Origin of the sequence: Pontibacter indicus, from assembly GCF_900156345.1 — a bacterium.
In the GTDB taxonomy this organism is placed as follows: domain Bacteria; phylum Bacteroidota; class Bacteroidia; order Cytophagales; family Hymenobacteraceae; genus Pontibacter; species Pontibacter indicus.
Map to the genome: position 1 here is coordinate 329,876 of NZ_FTPP01000002.1, position 14,873 is coordinate 344,748.

Below are 14,873 nucleotides of genomic sequence, written 5' to 3' on the forward strand. Positions count from 1 at the left end.
TTATCTTTACAGGAAGAGAATAAGGTTTGCAGATGGAAAACAGTTATGCAGCAGTGGCCTCCGAAAAAGAGGATCACCAACTGCTGAAGATTTTAGGAGAGCATGCAGCATACGAGCCGGAAGCTGTACTGGCCGTGATCGCTGAGATTGAGAAAAGAAACCTACAGGCTCCGGATCTGGAGCAAATAAAGCAGGAAACCCTGCAAGCCCTCGCGCGGCAAGAGCAGCAGTTCAACCCCGAACCCACAGGGCCGACCTCTTTCACAGATAAATTGAAAGATTTCTGGACACTCTTTGTGCCGCAACAGCACTACTTTGTCACGCCCATTCTCGTCAATATCAACCTAGTCATTTTTGTACTGCTGGCACTGACAGGCATGCACGTACTCTCGCCCGAGAGTGAGGATCTGGTAAACGCGGGTGCCAACTTTGGTCCCTATACCTTAACCGGAGAGCCTTGGCGCCTTTTCACGTCCATGTTCCTGCACATTGGCATCATCCACCTGCTCGTGAACATGTATGCACTGGCCAGCATAGGCGGTGCGCTGGAGCCCTTGGTGGGGCGCAGGCAGTTTATCACGGCCTACGTGCTGTGCGGACTGGCGGGCAGCCTGGTGAGTCTGTGGTGGGACCAGCAGCGCATCAGCGCCGGCGCCTCCGGGGCCATCTTCGGCATGTTCGGCATGTTCATGACCATGGTGCTGCTGGAGCGGAGCATGACCTGGGCCGAGAAAAAAGGCATGGTGTACAACATGCTGGGCGTCATTGCCTTTAACCTGATTTTCGGGCTGCAGGGAGGTATAGACAATGCGGCGCACACAGGCGGCCTGGTGCTGGGTATCGTGTACGGCGCTGTGCTGATGCTGCGCTCAAAAAGGTACTTTACGCAGCAGTATAACTGGGGTGGCAGCATCGCGACGGTGGCGCTGCTGCTGGTCGCTTTTGTGGGCCTATACCTGCAGGTGCCGACCGAAAACGCCCGTTACCTGACTGTGCTCGACCGCTTTGGCGAGCGGGAAACAGCAGCCATGCAGGTGATGAAGGAAATGGAAGTGGATGCCAGCCTGATCAATGGTGGAAAGTACCTGCCGGGGCTGGAGCAAGGTATAGCCCTGTGGGACGAGAGCATCAAAGAACTGATTGCGCTGCAAGAGTTGCCTGACCTGGGCGAGCAGCAGGCTAAGGAGGTGGAGATCCTGCTGAACTACACGCAACTGCGCAAAACCTCCTATACCATGATGCGCGATGACATCCGGAGCAACCAGCCGTGGATGCACCAGAAGCAGCAGCGCGTCCTGTGGGCCATCGGCACCTATGTGCAGGAACTCAACAACCTGCGCGAAGGCAAGCCCTCCCAACAGCACGAAGGCGTAAACGACCTCCCGCTGCCGGAAGCGCTGGAAGAAGTCTCGGGCCTTCCGCTGGTAGCACAACCGCTCATCGTGCTCGACGGCGAAATACTGGAAGGTATAGCAACAGCTGAAGTTGAGGACTACATCTCACCTGAAGAAATAGAGTCGGTAACCGTGTTGAAAGATGAACACGCCTTAGCCAAGTATGGCGAGAAAGCCCGGAACGGAGTGATTGAAATTGTTTCGAAGCAGGAGTAGGGGGTTACAATAAAGCAGTTGAGGTTTTGGCCTGATGTATTAATCTCTTAAATGTAGCTGCCTTTACCTGTGCTGCCCAGCCCATCAAGTTATGAATGCGCTAAACGCTTGCAAATGCTCTTCGGGACTTCCTAATCCCGAAGAATACTGCTGGCGATGTCCAGATCCCCGTGTGCCGTTATAGGCGGGTTTGGAGACTCGCAGCAGTAAGGGCCTCTATCAGGATTAGTATAAATAACGAATCAGTTTTGCAATTCAGCCAATTCTAAACTCCTAGGTTGGCGGCAACAGTTACACTGTTCCCTTCCTTCCATTCCTATACCTGCACTTCCCACATTTCCGGGGTGGTAACCTACACCTAACTATCTGCTATAGAGGTAGAATCAAGAAAAGTATAATTTTTTCTGAGCTCCAAGCAACCTTTCCGAAATCCGTGCATCTATTAGGCAGTGAAAAGCTTCAGAGAGGTACAGCCTGCTGCTGAGCCAACGCACACCTAACCAAAACCATCAAACAAAATAAAACTATGAACATCATCAACATCTACAAAGCGGTTGTTGCCCTACTTGTAACGTTTTTCGTGCTGACCAGCCTGACGACCCTGGCGCAGGAGCGTCGTAACCTGAAGGGCGAGGGAGAGCCAGTGTCCCAAAACAGAAAAATGTCCGGCTTCAAAGGGATCGATGTGAGCGGCGGCTTTGCAGTAGAACTGACTCAGAGCGGCAGCGAAGGCGTGCGCATTGAGGCCCAGGAAAACCTGCTGGGCAGCATCAAAACGGAAGTAAAGAACGGTGTGCTCCACATCTATACCTCTGACAACATCAGCACCAACAAAGGACTAAAGGCTTATGTCTCCATCAAAGAACTGAATGCAATTGATATAAGCGGAGGTGTGAAAGTAAAAGGCAACTCTACTTTTAAGTCGGATGCTTTTAAGATGGACCTGAGCGGAGGCTCTAACATAACACTGGCTCTGAACACCAAAAAGCTGACCGCCAACATGAGCGGAGCGAGCAAAGTGCTGCTGAGCGGCCGTGCCGACGAAGTGCGCATGGATATGTCGGGAGCCTCTAAAGTAGACGCTGTTGAGCTGGAGGCCAAAAACGTGCACGTGGAAGCCAGCGGCGCCAGCAATGTGAAAGTGTTTGCCAAAAACCAGCTGAACGTAAATGCCTCCGGTGCTACCAAAGTGGCCTACAAAGGCGACCCAAGTGTTACTTCCAGCGTATCGGCAGCAGCCAAAATTTCTAAAATGTAAGAGAATACATCCCGTATAAAGCAGAAAAAGGGCAGCCCACTGGGTTGCCCTTTTTCTTTTGTTCTAGTGAGGTATACCTACTGGCGTACCGGAACCGGCAGTACCGGCAGGCTGGTGTGGCCTAGCTCGTCAGTAGCCTGCACAGCGAAGAAGTAGTTGTCTTTCGAGTATGGCAGCGTTACGTTGGTGTCCTTCACAAAAAACTTCTTGTCCCAGGTCTGGCTGCTGGTTTCGCGCATCAGGATATAGTAGCCCGCCGGTTTTTTGCCTTTGGAAGGAGCGGTCCAGGTCAGGTCTGTTTTGTTGGTGAGATTGGCGGTGAGCACCCCCACTTTTTCCGGGGCATGCGGCGCGCGGCCCAGGTTGGCCATGGTGGCCAGGTTCACGGCGGTGTTCTTGCGCAGGTACTCAAAATCCATGAACTCTGTCAGGTCGCCGTACTGCTTGCCGTTCTCTTTGCGCACATCCTGGTGCTGGTGGTCGAAGTCCTCATTCATCTCGCTCATGCGCACCGCGGCATAGCCCTGCTGGTTAAAGGGCGTGTGGTCGCCGCCGCGCAGGAAGCGGTCCGGGCGGTAGCCGAGCACCACTTCGATCTGGTCTACATAGGCCTCACCGGTCATTTTCATATAGCGGGCCAGGTTGCGGCTCGGGCCATCGTTCTCCGAGCCCAGGGTGCGGCGCAGTCTTGCCTGCTCTTCGGTTTCGTTGGAAGGAGTGGCTTCGCTGAACACCCTAACGCGGGTATTGTCGTGGATGCCCATTTCGGCAGAGTAGGAGTTGCCCACAATGTCGTTGTTGAGCACGGCTACCAGGTTCCAGCCCTCTTTCTTCACACGTTCGGCCATGTGGCGGGAGCCGTACAAGCCCTGCTCTTCGCCCTGGAAGGCCACAAACACCAGCGTGGCTGGGAACTGGCGCGAAGCCATGATGCGGGCCATCTCCATCACGATCGCCACACCAGAGGCATCGTCGTTGGCGCCGGGGGCTTTGCTTTTAGCATCCATCACGTCGGTGGCGCGGGAGTCGAGGTGGCCGGCCACGATGATCACGCGGTCATCACTTGGGTCGGAGCCTTTGAGAGTAGCCACCACGTTGGCCATTTCCACATCCTGCGGGATGCGGCGGCCGTCGGCCTTCACGGTATAGCGGTCCATGTCCACGGTCATGCGGCCATTGGAGGCTTTGGCGTATTTCTCAAATTCGGCTTTCACCCACTCGCGGGCGGCGCCTATACCTACTTTTTTGCTGGTCGTAGTGCTCAGGGAGTGGCGGGTCTCAAACGAAACCATTTTCTCTACGAGCGTTCGCAGGTTGTCTGCCGACACTTCGTTGACCATTTTGTTAATCTCTTCGTCGTGCGTGGCCGGGGCCTGTGCGAACGCGGTTTGGCTCAGGTATAGCCCTGCCAGCATACAAAGCGCCAGCAGTCGGGTGAACTTCGTTTTGTAAGTCATTTGTGTGAAAGGAGGTGAGTTGGGTGCTTCGTTGTTTAGGTTTAGATTCTAAATATAAGCAGCATCCGGAAAGAACGGAAAGAAAGGAAGGAGCAAAGCAAAAACAGGCGCAGGTATATGGGAGAAATTATACTTCGAAAGTAAATCTCCCAAACAATGTGGTCAGGTATAAGCCAGTTGACAACGCTCGCCCTCCAGCTTGTAAAGCTCTGCCTCGACCGCGATACCGTGCTTGGCCTCAGTAAACTCCGACTGGTAGCGCTGCGCCAGTTCGCGCCGCTTCAGCGCTTCCAGAAAACGGCGGGCATCCTCGCGGCTCTCCAAAATCAGGCCGGGTACCTGCGTAGGCTTGTCGTCGTCGCCTTTGGCCACCATGGTAAAGTATGAGGTGTTGGTGTGCTTCACGATGCCTGTTTTCACGTTTTCGGCGATCACCTTTATACCAACCATCAGCGAGGTGTTGCCCACATAGTTCACCGAAGCCATCAGCGACACCAGTTCTCCCACCTCTACGGGCTGCAGAAAATTCACGCCATCCACCGTCACGGTCACACAGTAGTTGCCGGCATGTTTGGCAGAGCAGGCATAGGCTACTTTGTCCATGAGCGAGAGCAGGATGCCGCCGTGTATTTTGCCGCCGAAGTTGGCATAGCTCGGGATCATGAGTTCGGTAAGGGTGGTGCGGGAGTAGGAAACGGGTCGTAAAGCAGGTATAGCCATCAGCATGCAAGGTATGGTATGGCAAGGTATACGAGGCCGGTAAAGGAGGGGGTACGCTATTGCTGCAAATAAGGCCCTACTTCGGAGAGCTTGAACGAAACAGAAGCACCGTCTATGGAAAGGCAAGCTTCAGGTAGGCCGAGGGAGGCGTGAAACACCAGCTGGTCGTCTTCAAAACCAATGCTTAGCTCATCGAAGCCAAACGCAGGTATAGACTCTACCATCGCAAAACAGTCGCTAAAGTCAGGGTCGTCTGAGAAGAGGAGGTACTCAGTCCGGATGCGTTCGTTCACCTGCCGGAGCAGGTCGTCGCGTTTATTGTTGAACAGGGATTCGTTCTTGATGGGCAAAAAGTCGCCGTTTTCGAGCTTGTGCAGGGCATATTCCCAGGTATAGCGGCCCTTGTAATCAGGCATGCCGGTCGCCACCGATCGGTAATGCTGGTAAGTACAGGTCCTGACGATGATGGGGTCTTCGGAGCCCGGGTTGTCCTCGTCTTTCTCCTCGCATGCGGTGATCGTGCTGTCGGCCTCTGGCTGGCCTGCTTGTTCGGTTTCGGAAGCGACCGCCGCCATGGAAGTGTCTAAGGTTGTTTCCTCCGCCGACTCGATCGTGATGCCGTTGGCTTCTGTCAGGCCTCGTTTGCTCTGCTCACAACCCAGGCTCATGCTCAGAAAAAGCACCGATGGGATCAAAAACGCAAGATTTCTCATAAAAGGGAAGCAGCAGGTATAGCGCCTACAAAAATACGACTTCTTTCACCACTTCCTCGCCCATGGTGCGGTTGAGCAATTCCACCACCTTGCTTTTACTCATATTGAGCTCGTGCTTGAGTGGGGCGGAGGTAAGGCGCACAAAGAGCTTTTGGTCTCTAAAGTACAGTTCCTTGGTTTTAAGCGCAATCGGCTTGCCCATGATCTCCTCCCAACGCTGCACCAGGTCCACCTCATTTAGCTTGCCCTGCAGCCGGTAGGCCTTCAGCAGCCCTTTAATGCTGTCGCCGATGGTCTGCACGTCAGCCTTTCGCTTCGCGATCTCCTCTTTCTTCTTGTAGTAGCGCACGGGGGTGGTTGATTTTTGAATGAGCGGATCATTTTTCACAGCAGCATGCATCCGGGCAACTTCTGAAAAACGTCCAGTGGCTTTCCGGCAGGCTTCCAACGCCTCCCCGCAAAGCACAGGCAAAAGTAATCATAAAGCCGCAGAGTTACAGCTTACACGCTGATTATAAGTTGTACAGCAATAGCGTCTGATTAAAAGCACAGCGCTTCTGCTAGCTTTCGAAGCCACAGCGTTGGCAATTCTGCTCCCCCTTCAGCTTGCCCTGCGCGTCTACTTTAAATTGGCAGCATTCCACAAATTTCTCTTTCAGCATTTCTTTCGCGCGGTGCACCCTCGACTTGGTGTTGGCAAGCGACACCCCCAGCAGTTTGGCTACTTCCTGCTGCTTTCTGCCCTCCAGGTTTATCAGCTCGAGCACATTCCTGTACTTTTGGGGAAGCTCGTGGATGAATGACTCGAAGCAGCAGTACATGTCCCTGCTCTCCGGCTCCGAAAGTTTTTCGAGCGTTTTGTCCTGCAACTCAACCGATTGGCCAGCTTGCTTGTAAAAGTCTGTAATTTGGTTTCTGGTGATCTGATAGGCCCAGGCCTGCACGCGGGAATGATCTTTCAGGCGGTGCAGGTTGAGATGGATCTTGATGAAAACCTCCTGCAGAATATCCTCCGCCTCCGCCTGGTTTCTGACTCTTTTCAGAATGAAGCGGTAGAGGTTCTCTCTCAGGCCATTCCAGATATGTAAAGTGTCTTTTTGCATTTGGAGTAATTTTAAAGTGAGAAGAGATTCCCCCTCCTCACCTTATACCTTGCTAACAACAGTTTACGCAGTTTTCACACTCGCATTGGTCGCATGTGCACTGGCCATCGGCACAGTTTACGCAATCGCAATTGGGGCATTCGCAGTCGGGGAAGGCGCAGCCTCCTTGTTTATTTTCGGTCTCTTCGTTGAGCAGCATGATCGTCTTCATAAGATTGAGTTTTAAGTTTATCTGTGCTGTAGACTGCCGAAGCTCCAAAAGGATTCACATTTCGGAGGTATAATTTATTCTGTGGCTCAATCAAATGTCTTTCTACCTGCTAACATCAATCCGAGGTATAAAGTTGAGTGAGCTCTCAACAATCACCCAATCACCTTCACCGTTCCCTCTTTCACCTCAAACCTGCGGATCTGCTCCGACAGGTTCTCCAGAATCTTGTCTGTCCGCTCCAAATGGGTATCTGTCAAAAATATTTGGCCGAAGGTATGGGCGGCAACCATTTGCATGAGCTTGGTGATGCGCTTCTCGTCGAGGCGGTCGAAGATGTCGTCGAGGAGGAGGAGGGGCTTGTGGTGCTGGCGTTCGGACATCACCTCGAAGTGCGCCAGTTTCAGGGCGATCACATAGCTCTTCTGTTGCCCCTGCGAGCCAAAGTGCTTTACCGGATTGTCATCCATCAGGAACACGAAATCGTCTTTGTGCGTGCCCACAGTGGTGCGCTGCAGGGCGCGGTCCTTTTGCTCGGCCTGCTCCAGCAGCTGGGCAAAATTAGCCCCGGGTAGCTGACTTTTGTAGGTGAGCGTCACGGCTTCGTGGCTGTCGGAGATGTGGCGGTAGTGCTTCTGGAACACCGGCACAAAGGTCTCCAGGAAAGCCATACGCTCCTGCGCCAGCTGCTCGCCCAGCGGCACCAACTGCTCGTTGAGGATATGCAGAAAGTCGCGGTCGAAGTAGCGGCGCTCGGCAAACTGCTTGAGCAGGGAGTTGCGCTGCTTCAGGATGTAGTTGTACTGGATAAGCTGCTCCAGGTAGGTATGGTTGAGCTGCGAGATAAGGCTATCAAAATACTTGCGACGCTCCTCGCTGCCCTCCCGGATCAGGTCGGTATCATAAGGCGAGATGAGCACTACCGGAAAACGGCCGATGTGGTCGCTCATCTTCTCATAGGCCACCTTGTTGTGCAGCACGGTTTTCTTCTGGCCCTGCTTCAGGCTGCAGGTCACCGTGTGCTTCTCGTCGTCAATCTTAAAGCGGCCTTTCACCATAAAATACTCCCCGCCCTGCTTGATGTTGAGGGCATCCGAGCTGTTGAAGGCGCTACGCGTCATGGACAGGTAATGGATGGCGTCGAGCAGGTTGGTCTTGCCGCTGCCGTTGTCGCCGATGAAGCAGTTTATGTGCGGCGAGAAACTAATGTTTGCATCGTCGTAGTTCTTGAAAAACAGCAGACTTAGATTTTCGAGGAGCATTAGTTTCTTCTTGATTACTTTTTTCCTTAATTTCGCAAGCTAAAACCAGGCAGTGGGCTGATTTTTCGCCTCTTGGGGCCAGAATCCTGCTAAAATACTGTACGAACATCAATAACGATACTTTAATACCCATGGCTGATACGAAAGAAAAGGCAAAAGCAAAGTCGCAGAAGGCAAAGGTACAGGCTGAACCATCATTTTCAAAAGAGACTTACATGCAGTGGTATGAGTCGATGAAACTCATGCGCCGTTTTGAAGAAAAGTCTGGTCAGCTGTATGGCCAGCAGAAAATTAAAGGCTTCTGCCACCTCTACATTGGTCAGGAGGCTTGCGTGGCCGGTGCTGTTTCAGCGCTCACCAAAGACGATAAGTGGATTACCGCTTACCGTGACCACGCGCACCCGCTGGCGTTGGGTACCAGCCCGAACGCGATCATGGCCGAGATGTTTGCCAAGGTGACCGGCTGCTCTAAAGGCAAAGGCGGTTCGATGCACATGTTCGACAAAGAAGTGAACTTCATGGGCGGACACGGCATTGTGGGCGGTCAGGTGCCACTGGGCGCAGGTATAGCCTTTGCCGAGAAGTATAACAAGACCGGCAACCTGTGTATTTGCTACATGGGCGACGGTGCGGTGCGTCAGGGTGCCTTCCACGAGGCCCTGAACATGGCCATGACCTGGAAGCTTCCGGTGATCTTCGTGATCGAGAACAACGGCTACGCGATGGGTACTTCCGTAACGCGTACTTCTAACGTGACAGAGCTTTACAAGCTGGGCTTGGCGTTCGACATGCCGTCGGAGCCGGTTGAAGCCATGAGCGTGGAGAATGTGCACAACGCGGTGTCAAGAGCCGCTGAGCGTGCCCGCGCCGGAGAAGGACCAACCCTGCTCGAGTTCAGAACATACCGCTACAAAGGGCACTCTATGTCTGACCCTGCCAAGTATAGAACCAAGGAGGAATTGGAAGACTACAAAGGCCGTGACTCGATAGAGGCTGTGAAGGCGACCATTCTGCAGAACGGATGGGCGACAGAAGAGGAACTTGACGAGATCGACGAGAAGCAGAAGCAGATCGTGGCCGAGTCGGTGAAATTTGCAGAGGAGTCCCCTTATCCGGATCCTTCTGAGCTCTACACCGACATTTACGTGGAGCCGAACTATCCATACATCATGGACTAAATGCTAAAAATTTGAAGATTAGGAATTAAAAAACATAAATTTGATGTTCTGGTCTTTGAGATTTGGAACAAATCGCTTTTAATTTCTATTTTTGAATCCCTATTTTTTCAATTAAACTAATGGCAAAAGAGACAGTAAAGAAGCACAGCGAATTTGAGGAGCTGGTAGAGAATCCGGATGCGTTGGCAGAGCGCCTGACAACAGGTTCGGAGGACTTCGTGAAGAAAAATAGAACCATGCTGCTCGGTGTGTTTGCCGCCATTGCCGCTCTTATCGTTGGAGGTTTCCTTTATTATAACCACCGCACGACTCAGAACCAGGAAGCACACGAAGCCATGTTCCAGGCTGTGTACTACTTCGAGGCCGACTCGCTGAACAAAGCCCTGAACGGCGACGGACAGTACGACGGTTTGCTGAGCATTGCAGATGAGTATAGCGGAACAGATGCCGGCAACCTGGCTAATTTCTATGCTGGTGTTGCTTTACTGAAGCAGGGAAGCTTTGCTGAGGCGCAGTCTCATCTGGAAGACTTCAAATCGGACGACTACCTGATGCAGGCGCGTGCCTACAGCCTGACGGGCGATGCCCTCTCTGAGCAGGGCAAGCACAAGGAAGCCGCAGACCTGTATAACAAAGCCGCTAACCACAACAGCAACGCATACTTCTCGCCACAGTACCTGATGAAGGCTGCCGTAGCGTACGAAGCCGCCAACGACTTCAAAGCTGCTGCCAACACGTACGACAAGATCATCAAAGATTATGCAACGTCAGCTGAAGTTACTGATGCCAAAAAATACAAGGCGCTTGCTGAGTCACTGGCCGGCACAGCTGCCAAATAAGATTCTATAGGCAAATGCCTATGTATAGAGCGCTTTTGTCTTTCCGGCAGAAGCGCTTCTTTTTTTAGGCCGGTGAGGATATAACACAGCAGCTATACCTGTGCGGGGTCTGACGCTATACCTATACCTGCAAAAACAACCATCAACAATTTAGCAATCAACAATTCAATCACATGGCTACTTCTCTTAAAAACCTGAACGATTACAAGAAAGAAGGCTTCGGCGATATATCAGAAAAGAAATTCGGCATTGTAGTAGCCGACTGGCACAGCGAAATCACGGATGTGCTTTGTGCAGGTGCCATTGACACTCTGTTGAAACACGGGGCACAAAAGGAGCACATCTTCCGTAACACAGTGCCGGGCAGCTTCGAGCTAACACTGGGCGCACAGTTCCTGGCCATGCAAGAAGAGATCGACGCCGTGATCTGTATCGGCGTGGTAATCAAAGGCGACACCAAGCACGACGATTACATCAATCATGCAGTGGCAAACGGCCTGACGAATGTATCGCTTAAGTTTAACAAACCCGTTTCGTTTGGCCTGGTGACCACCAACAACTTGGAGCAGGCACTGGACAGAGCCGGTGGCAAGCATGGCAATAAAGGTGTAGAGGCAGCCGCAGCGGCCATCCACATGCTTAGCTTCTAAGCTGGGGCAGGTATACAGGAATAACAAAAGGCCCTTGCTAACTTGTAGCAAGGGCCTTTTGAGTTTATAGTGTGAAACGCAGGTATAGTCGGTCTAGAAACTATAACCTGGGCTAGAAGTTAAAGCCGATCGCTATACCTGGCCGAAGAGAGAAGCCGCCTCCTACAAGCATGTCACCGATGATGCCTGCATCAAAGTCTTCTTCTGTCCCTACATTCACCTTTAGGTTGCCACCGTTGTAGCCGGCACCCAAAAACATGTCGAAGGTAAAGCCGCTGTTGAACACCCACTGGTTGCCGATGGCCACGCCAGCTCCTGCTGGTTTGTAGGTGGCGCTGTAGGTGCGGCCTTCTTCGTCCTTTTTCTCGGCTGTCAGTTTAAAACTCCTGATGCGGCCATAGCCGGCCACGTACGGCCCTGAGGGGGCTACTTTGTTTTCAGAAAAGTAGTAGCGCACCTCCGGCGTAAAGCCATACCCTCTGAACTTGACATCCGAAACAGAGATGCCCGTTATGGAGGCGCCCAGCTGCGCACTCAGGTTGTCAGTAATGGCATACTCCAGAAAGCCGGAGCCCGTGGCGGCGAAGGCACTAATGGGATTTACCTTGATAACGGCCCTTTTGGGCTGTTGTGCCTGGGCCTGAGCTTGCTCGGCAGGTATAAAAAGAAGTGCCGCAGCGGCAAAAGCGAGTAGGATGCTGTTTTTCATATAAAGTTGTGCGTATTCCAAATTGACTAAAGCCTGAGCCTGTTTCAGGCTATCAGCAAGTTCCATTCCAGTATTGCGGCTACCCGAATAAAAGAGCGGGAAGACAAATTTAAAATTAAAATAGAGAGGGCGGGTAGCAAAATATAGATATAACTTCTATTTTTGCACGAAATTTAGCTTAAATAATAACCTGAACATCAGTGCGGTTCGATTTTTGGGCTTAAGTTTGAAGAGTAAACTAAATCGCAACCTTTTCTGTTGAGTAGGCACAAACACAAACACGACGGAGGGGCGGTTTTTTTGACAAGTAAGACAAAAAACTATAACCTAGTTCTAAGATAGTATAATGAACACAAACGAAGAGAAACAGCGGTATTCCCGTGAGGAATTGGCAGAGTTTGAAGCGATCATTCAGGAGAAGCTGACAAATGCGCGTAAGGAGGTATCTTTCATAAAGGAGACCCTGAGCCGTAAGAACGATTCGGGTACCGATAACACGGCATCTCCGACCAAAGTACTGGAAGACGGTGCAGACACAGCCGAAAAGGAAAGCCTGAACCAGCTGGCCTCGCGTCAGATGAAGTTCATCCAGCAGCTGGAAAATGCCCTGATACGTATTAAAAACGGTACTTATGGCGTTTGTATTGTTACAGGCAAGTTGATCCCGAAAGAGAGACTGCGTGCCGTGCCGCATACACAGCATACCATCGAAGCCAAGCTTCAGCGTAACGACTAGCACATTTTTACTTTGAATATACTGCAGAACCATATTCAGGCACTGGTTTTTTGTGCCCAATCGCCAATCAGCATCGAAGAAATACAGCGCTGCCTAGCAGAGTCGCTGCAGATGGAGGTGCAGGTGGGCGACGTATTGGAAGCTGTTGAGAACATCAATGAGCAACTAAACGATGCTGGTTTTGCCTTTCAGATATACGCGATCGGGGGCGGCTACCAATTCCTGACCAAACCGGAGTACCAGGAAACGGTGAGCACCTACCTGAAGCACAAGTCAAAAAAGAAATTGTCAGCGTCTTCTCTGGAGACGCTGGCAATTATTGCCTACAAGCAGCCGATCACCCGCTCGGCCGTGGAGCAGATTCGTGGCGTGGGCTGCGACTACGCTATACACAAACTATTAGAGAAAGAGCTTATCGAGATCAAGGGTAAAGCCGATACCATAGGGAGACCCGTCCTGTACGGCACGTCTCAAAAGTTCATGGACTACTTCGGTATTAACCACATCAAGGACCTTCCACAGCTAAAGGATTTCGCCTCAGAGGAAAACATGATCGGCGAAATAGCCGACTAGCGAACCCCCATCATTCATTAGAGTATACTATCTTACATATACTGCACACACAGGTACAGTAGCGATACTGCATCGATAATTATTATACAATGGCAAGAGAAAACGAAAGACCATCCCGCAACGACGGTGAGGGCAGAAGATCGTCTGACAGAAACGGGTCAGGCAGGCCGTACAACGACCGCGGCGAAAAGAAAATCTTTAACAGAAGAGACAAATACGAAGACAGAGAGGGCGAAGAGCGCCGCTCATTCGGAAACAATAGAAGAGAAGACCGCGGAGAGCGTAAACCATACGGCGATCGCCGCGAAGGTGGCGAGCGTCGCAGTTTTGGAGGCGACAGAGAGCGCCGTGAAGGCGGAGAAAGAAAGCCATACGGTGATCGTAGAGAAGGCGGCCAAGGCCGCTCTTTCGGTGGAGACCGAGAGCGTAAATCATTTGGAGATCGCAGAGAGGGTGGCGAACGCCGCTCATTCGGAGGAGATCGTGAGCGCAAGCCTTATGGCGACCATCGCGAAGGTGATGAACGTGGAGAGCGCCGCTTTGACGCAGAGCGCGGCGAAAGAAAGTCTTTTGGACGCGATAACAGAGAAGAGCGAGGTGAGCGTCGTTCATTCGGTGAAAACCGCGAGGAGAGAGGCGAGCGCCGCTCATTTGGCAGCGATCGTCGCGAAAGTGGCGAACGTCGTTCATTTGGCGAAGACAGAGAACGCAGACCATACGGTGACCGCCGCGAAGATGGCGAGCGCAAGCCATACGGCGACAGAAGAGAGCGCGGCGAAGGCCGTTCTTTTGGAGGAGACCGCGACCGCAAGCCGTACGGTGACCGCAGAGAAGGCGGTGAAAGAGAAGAACGTCGCAACTTCGGAGATCGCCGTGAAGGTGGTGACCGCAGTGAGAGACGTTCTTTCGGAGGTGATCGCAGAGAAGGTGGCGAACGCCGCAGCTTTGGCGACCGTCGCGAAGGCGGCGAGCGCAGATCCTTCGACGGCAAAGACAAGTTCAGCAAAGGTGGCGAAGAGCGCCGTGGCCGTAGCTTCGACCGCAGCGATGATTCGGAAAGAGATCCGGAGACGCCAACTTACAACCTGAGCCGCTACAAAGACAACCCGCGCATTAAAAAGACTAACCGCAAGGGCGAAGACGAGGACGGCAGCATCCGCCTGAACCGCTACATCGCCAATGCAGGTGTGTGCTCGCGCCGCGAAGCAGATGAGCTGATCCTGTCAGGCGAGATCAAAGTGAACGGCGAAGTGGTAACCGAGATGGGCTTCAAGGTACAGCCTTCTGACACCGTAATATACGGAAAGAAGGTGCTGAGCCGCGAAAAGATGGTATACGTGCTGCTGAACAAGCCAAAAGACTTTATCACGACGACAGAAGATCCGGAAGGTCGCAAGACGGTGATGAGCCTGGTGGAGAAAGCCTCGAAGGAGCGCATCTTCCCGGTGGGCCGCCTGGACCGCAACACGACCGGTCTGCTGCTGTTCACCAACGACGGCGAGCTGGCTCAGAAACTGACGCATCCGTCAAACGAGATCAAGAAGATCTACCAGGTAGAACTGGACAAGCAGATCACAAAAGAGGACTTCCAGAAAGTAGTGGAAGGTGTGGAGCTGGAAGACGGCAAAGCGATGGTAGACGACGTGGCCATGCTGGGAGACTCGAAGAAGTTCCTGGGTCTGGAGATCCACATCGGCCGCAACCGTATCGTGCGCCGTATTTTCGAGCACCTGGGCTACGAGGTGGTAACACTGGACCGCGTGCAGTACGCTGGCCTGACCAAAAAAGACCTGCCGCGCGGCGAGTGGCGCTACCTCTCCGAAAAAGAAGTGATCCGTCTGAAATACTTTATGTAAG

Annotated in this window: 15 protein-coding genes; 8 read left to right on the forward strand and 7 right to left on the reverse strand. The window is 52.5% G+C overall.

The window, feature by feature from the left end; translation table 11 throughout:
- The first annotated feature begins 32 nt into the window (after positions 1–32).
- Both B0B12_RS10020 and B0B12_RS10025 read left to right on the forward strand, forming a co-directional pair.
- Positions 33–1,610 (forward strand): rhomboid family intramembrane serine protease, encoded by a 1,578-nt coding sequence (locus B0B12_RS10020; protein WP_083704182.1) that lies wholly within the window; start codon positions 33–35, stop codon positions 1,608–1,610.
- A 526-nt stretch (positions 1,611–2,136) separates the two neighbouring features.
- Positions 2,137–2,868 (forward strand): head GIN domain-containing protein, encoded by a 732-nt coding sequence (locus B0B12_RS10025; protein WP_076668464.1) that lies wholly within the window; start codon positions 2,137–2,139, stop codon positions 2,866–2,868.
- Positions 2,869–2,945: 77 nt separating this feature from the next.
- Here the strand turns inward: B0B12_RS10025 and B0B12_RS10030 are convergent, their stop codons facing one another.
- The 6 genes from B0B12_RS10030 to recF form a co-directional block, all read right to left on the reverse strand.
- The gene (locus B0B12_RS10030) at positions 2,946–4,325 is read right to left on the reverse strand and encodes a M28 family metallopeptidase (RefSeq protein ID WP_076668466.1); all 1,380 of its coding nucleotides are present in this window, start codon (positions 4,323–4,325) and stop codon (positions 2,946–2,948) included.
- A gap of 162 nt (positions 4,326–4,487) precedes the next feature.
- Positions 4,488–5,045, reverse strand: coding sequence for an acyl-CoA thioesterase (locus tag B0B12_RS10035; protein ID WP_076670214.1), 558 nt, complete (start codon positions 5,043–5,045; stop codon positions 4,488–4,490).
- A gap of 56 nt (positions 5,046–5,101) precedes the next feature.
- Positions 5,102–5,758 (reverse strand): hypothetical protein, encoded by a 657-nt coding sequence (locus B0B12_RS10040; protein ID WP_139337791.1) that lies wholly within the window; start codon positions 5,756–5,758, stop codon positions 5,102–5,104.
- Between the two features lie 25 nt (positions 5,759–5,783).
- Positions 5,784–6,146, reverse strand: a complete 363-nt coding sequence (locus B0B12_RS10045; RefSeq protein WP_244554671.1) for a DciA family protein — start codon at positions 6,144–6,146, stop codon at positions 5,784–5,786.
- Positions 6,147–6,318: 172 nt separating this feature from the next.
- Positions 6,319–6,861 carry a sigma-70 family RNA polymerase sigma factor gene (locus B0B12_RS10050; RefSeq protein ID WP_076668471.1) on the reverse strand — a complete coding sequence of 181 codons (543 nt, stop codon included), beginning with the start codon at positions 6,859–6,861 and terminating at the stop codon, positions 6,319–6,321.
- Between the two features lie 363 nt (positions 6,862–7,224).
- The gene (gene recF, locus B0B12_RS10055; RefSeq protein WP_076668474.1) at positions 7,225–8,331 is read right to left on the reverse strand and encodes a DNA replication/repair protein RecF; all 1,107 of its coding nucleotides are present in this window, start codon (positions 8,329–8,331) and stop codon (positions 7,225–7,227) included.
- A 131-nt stretch (positions 8,332–8,462) separates the two neighbouring features.
- Here recF and pdhA point away from each other — a divergent pair, with 131 nt between their 5' ends.
- From pdhA to ribH, 3 genes are all read left to right on the forward strand, one after another.
- Positions 8,463–9,509 carry a pyruvate dehydrogenase (acetyl-transferring) E1 component subunit alpha gene (pdhA, locus tag B0B12_RS10060; protein ID WP_076668477.1) on the forward strand — a complete coding sequence of 349 codons (1,047 nt, stop codon included), beginning with the start codon at positions 8,463–8,465 and terminating at the stop codon, positions 9,507–9,509.
- A gap of 119 nt (positions 9,510–9,628) precedes the next feature.
- Positions 9,629–10,348 (forward strand): tetratricopeptide repeat protein, encoded by a 720-nt coding sequence (locus tag B0B12_RS10065; RefSeq protein ID WP_076668480.1) that lies wholly within the window; start codon positions 9,629–9,631, stop codon positions 10,346–10,348.
- Between the two features lie 173 nt (positions 10,349–10,521).
- Complete coding sequence (gene ribH / locus B0B12_RS10070) at positions 10,522–10,998, forward strand: 6,7-dimethyl-8-ribityllumazine synthase (RefSeq protein ID WP_076668483.1); 477 nt, start codon at positions 10,522–10,524, stop codon at positions 10,996–10,998.
- A gap of 112 nt (positions 10,999–11,110) precedes the next feature.
- Here ribH and B0B12_RS10075 read toward each other — a convergent pair whose 3' ends face one another.
- On the reverse strand, positions 11,111–11,707 hold the full coding sequence (locus B0B12_RS10075) for a DUF3575 domain-containing protein (RefSeq protein ID WP_076670221.1): 597 nt from the start codon (positions 11,705–11,707) through the stop codon (positions 11,111–11,113).
- 346 nt (positions 11,708–12,053) lie between these two features.
- Between B0B12_RS10075 and B0B12_RS10080 the strand changes: the two genes are divergently transcribed.
- The 3 genes from B0B12_RS10080 (at position 12,054) to B0B12_RS20675 (ending at position 14,872) form a co-directional block, all read left to right on the forward strand.
- Positions 12,054–12,443: a TraR/DksA family transcriptional regulator gene (locus B0B12_RS10080; protein WP_076668486.1), complete on the forward strand. Its 390-nt coding sequence runs from the start codon at positions 12,054–12,056 to the stop codon at positions 12,441–12,443.
- Positions 12,444–12,455: 12 nt separating this feature from the next.
- On the forward strand, positions 12,456–13,016 hold the full coding sequence (scpB, locus tag B0B12_RS10085) for an SMC-Scp complex subunit ScpB (RefSeq protein ID WP_076668488.1): 561 nt from the start codon (positions 12,456–12,458) through the stop codon (positions 13,014–13,016).
- Between the two features lie 89 nt (positions 13,017–13,105).
- The gene (locus tag B0B12_RS20675) at positions 13,106–14,872 is read left to right on the forward strand and encodes a pseudouridine synthase (protein ID WP_076668491.1); all 1,767 of its coding nucleotides are present in this window, start codon (positions 13,106–13,108) and stop codon (positions 14,870–14,872) included.
- Position 14,873: the final 1 nt, after the last annotated feature.

Excerpts from the sequence above, each read along its gene's own strand:
- B0B12_RS20675 (WP_076668491.1), top strand. The coding sequence starts at position 13,106 with ATGGCAAGAGAAAACGAAAGACCATCCCGCAACGACGGTGAGGGCAGA.
- B0B12_RS10020 (WP_083704182.1), top strand. The coding sequence starts at position 33 with ATGGAAAACAGTTATGCAGCAGTGGCCTCCGAAAAAGAGGATCACCAA.
- B0B12_RS10050 (WP_076668471.1), bottom strand. The coding sequence starts at position 6,861 with ATGCAAAAAGACACTTTACATATCTGGAATGGCCTGAGAGAGAACCTC.
- pdhA (WP_076668477.1), top strand. The coding sequence starts at position 8,463 with ATGGCTGATACGAAAGAAAAGGCAAAAGCAAAGTCGCAGAAGGCAAAG.
- B0B12_RS10075 (WP_076670221.1), bottom strand. The coding sequence starts at position 11,707 with ATGAAAAACAGCATCCTACTCGCTTTTGCCGCTGCGGCACTTCTTTTT.
- B0B12_RS10030 (WP_076668466.1), bottom strand. The coding sequence starts at position 4,325 with ATGACTTACAAAACGAAGTTCACCCGACTGCTGGCGCTTTGTATGCTG.
- B0B12_RS10040 (WP_139337791.1), bottom strand. The coding sequence starts at position 5,758 with ATGAGAAATCTTGCGTTTTTGATCCCATCGGTGCTTTTTCTGAGCATG.
- B0B12_RS10065 (WP_076668480.1), top strand. The coding sequence starts at position 9,629 with ATGGCAAAAGAGACAGTAAAGAAGCACAGCGAATTTGAGGAGCTGGTA.
- ribH (WP_076668483.1), top strand. The coding sequence starts at position 10,522 with ATGGCTACTTCTCTTAAAAACCTGAACGATTACAAGAAAGAAGGCTTC.
- B0B12_RS10080 (WP_076668486.1), top strand. The coding sequence starts at position 12,054 with ATGAACACAAACGAAGAGAAACAGCGGTATTCCCGTGAGGAATTGGCA.
- recF (WP_076668474.1), bottom strand. The coding sequence starts at position 8,331 with ATGCTCCTCGAAAATCTAAGTCTGCTGTTTTTCAAGAACTACGACGAT.
- B0B12_RS10035 (WP_076670214.1), bottom strand. The coding sequence starts at position 5,045 with ATGGCTATACCTGCTTTACGACCCGTTTCCTACTCCCGCACCACCCTT.
- B0B12_RS10025 (WP_076668464.1), top strand. The coding sequence starts at position 2,137 with ATGAACATCATCAACATCTACAAAGCGGTTGTTGCCCTACTTGTAACG.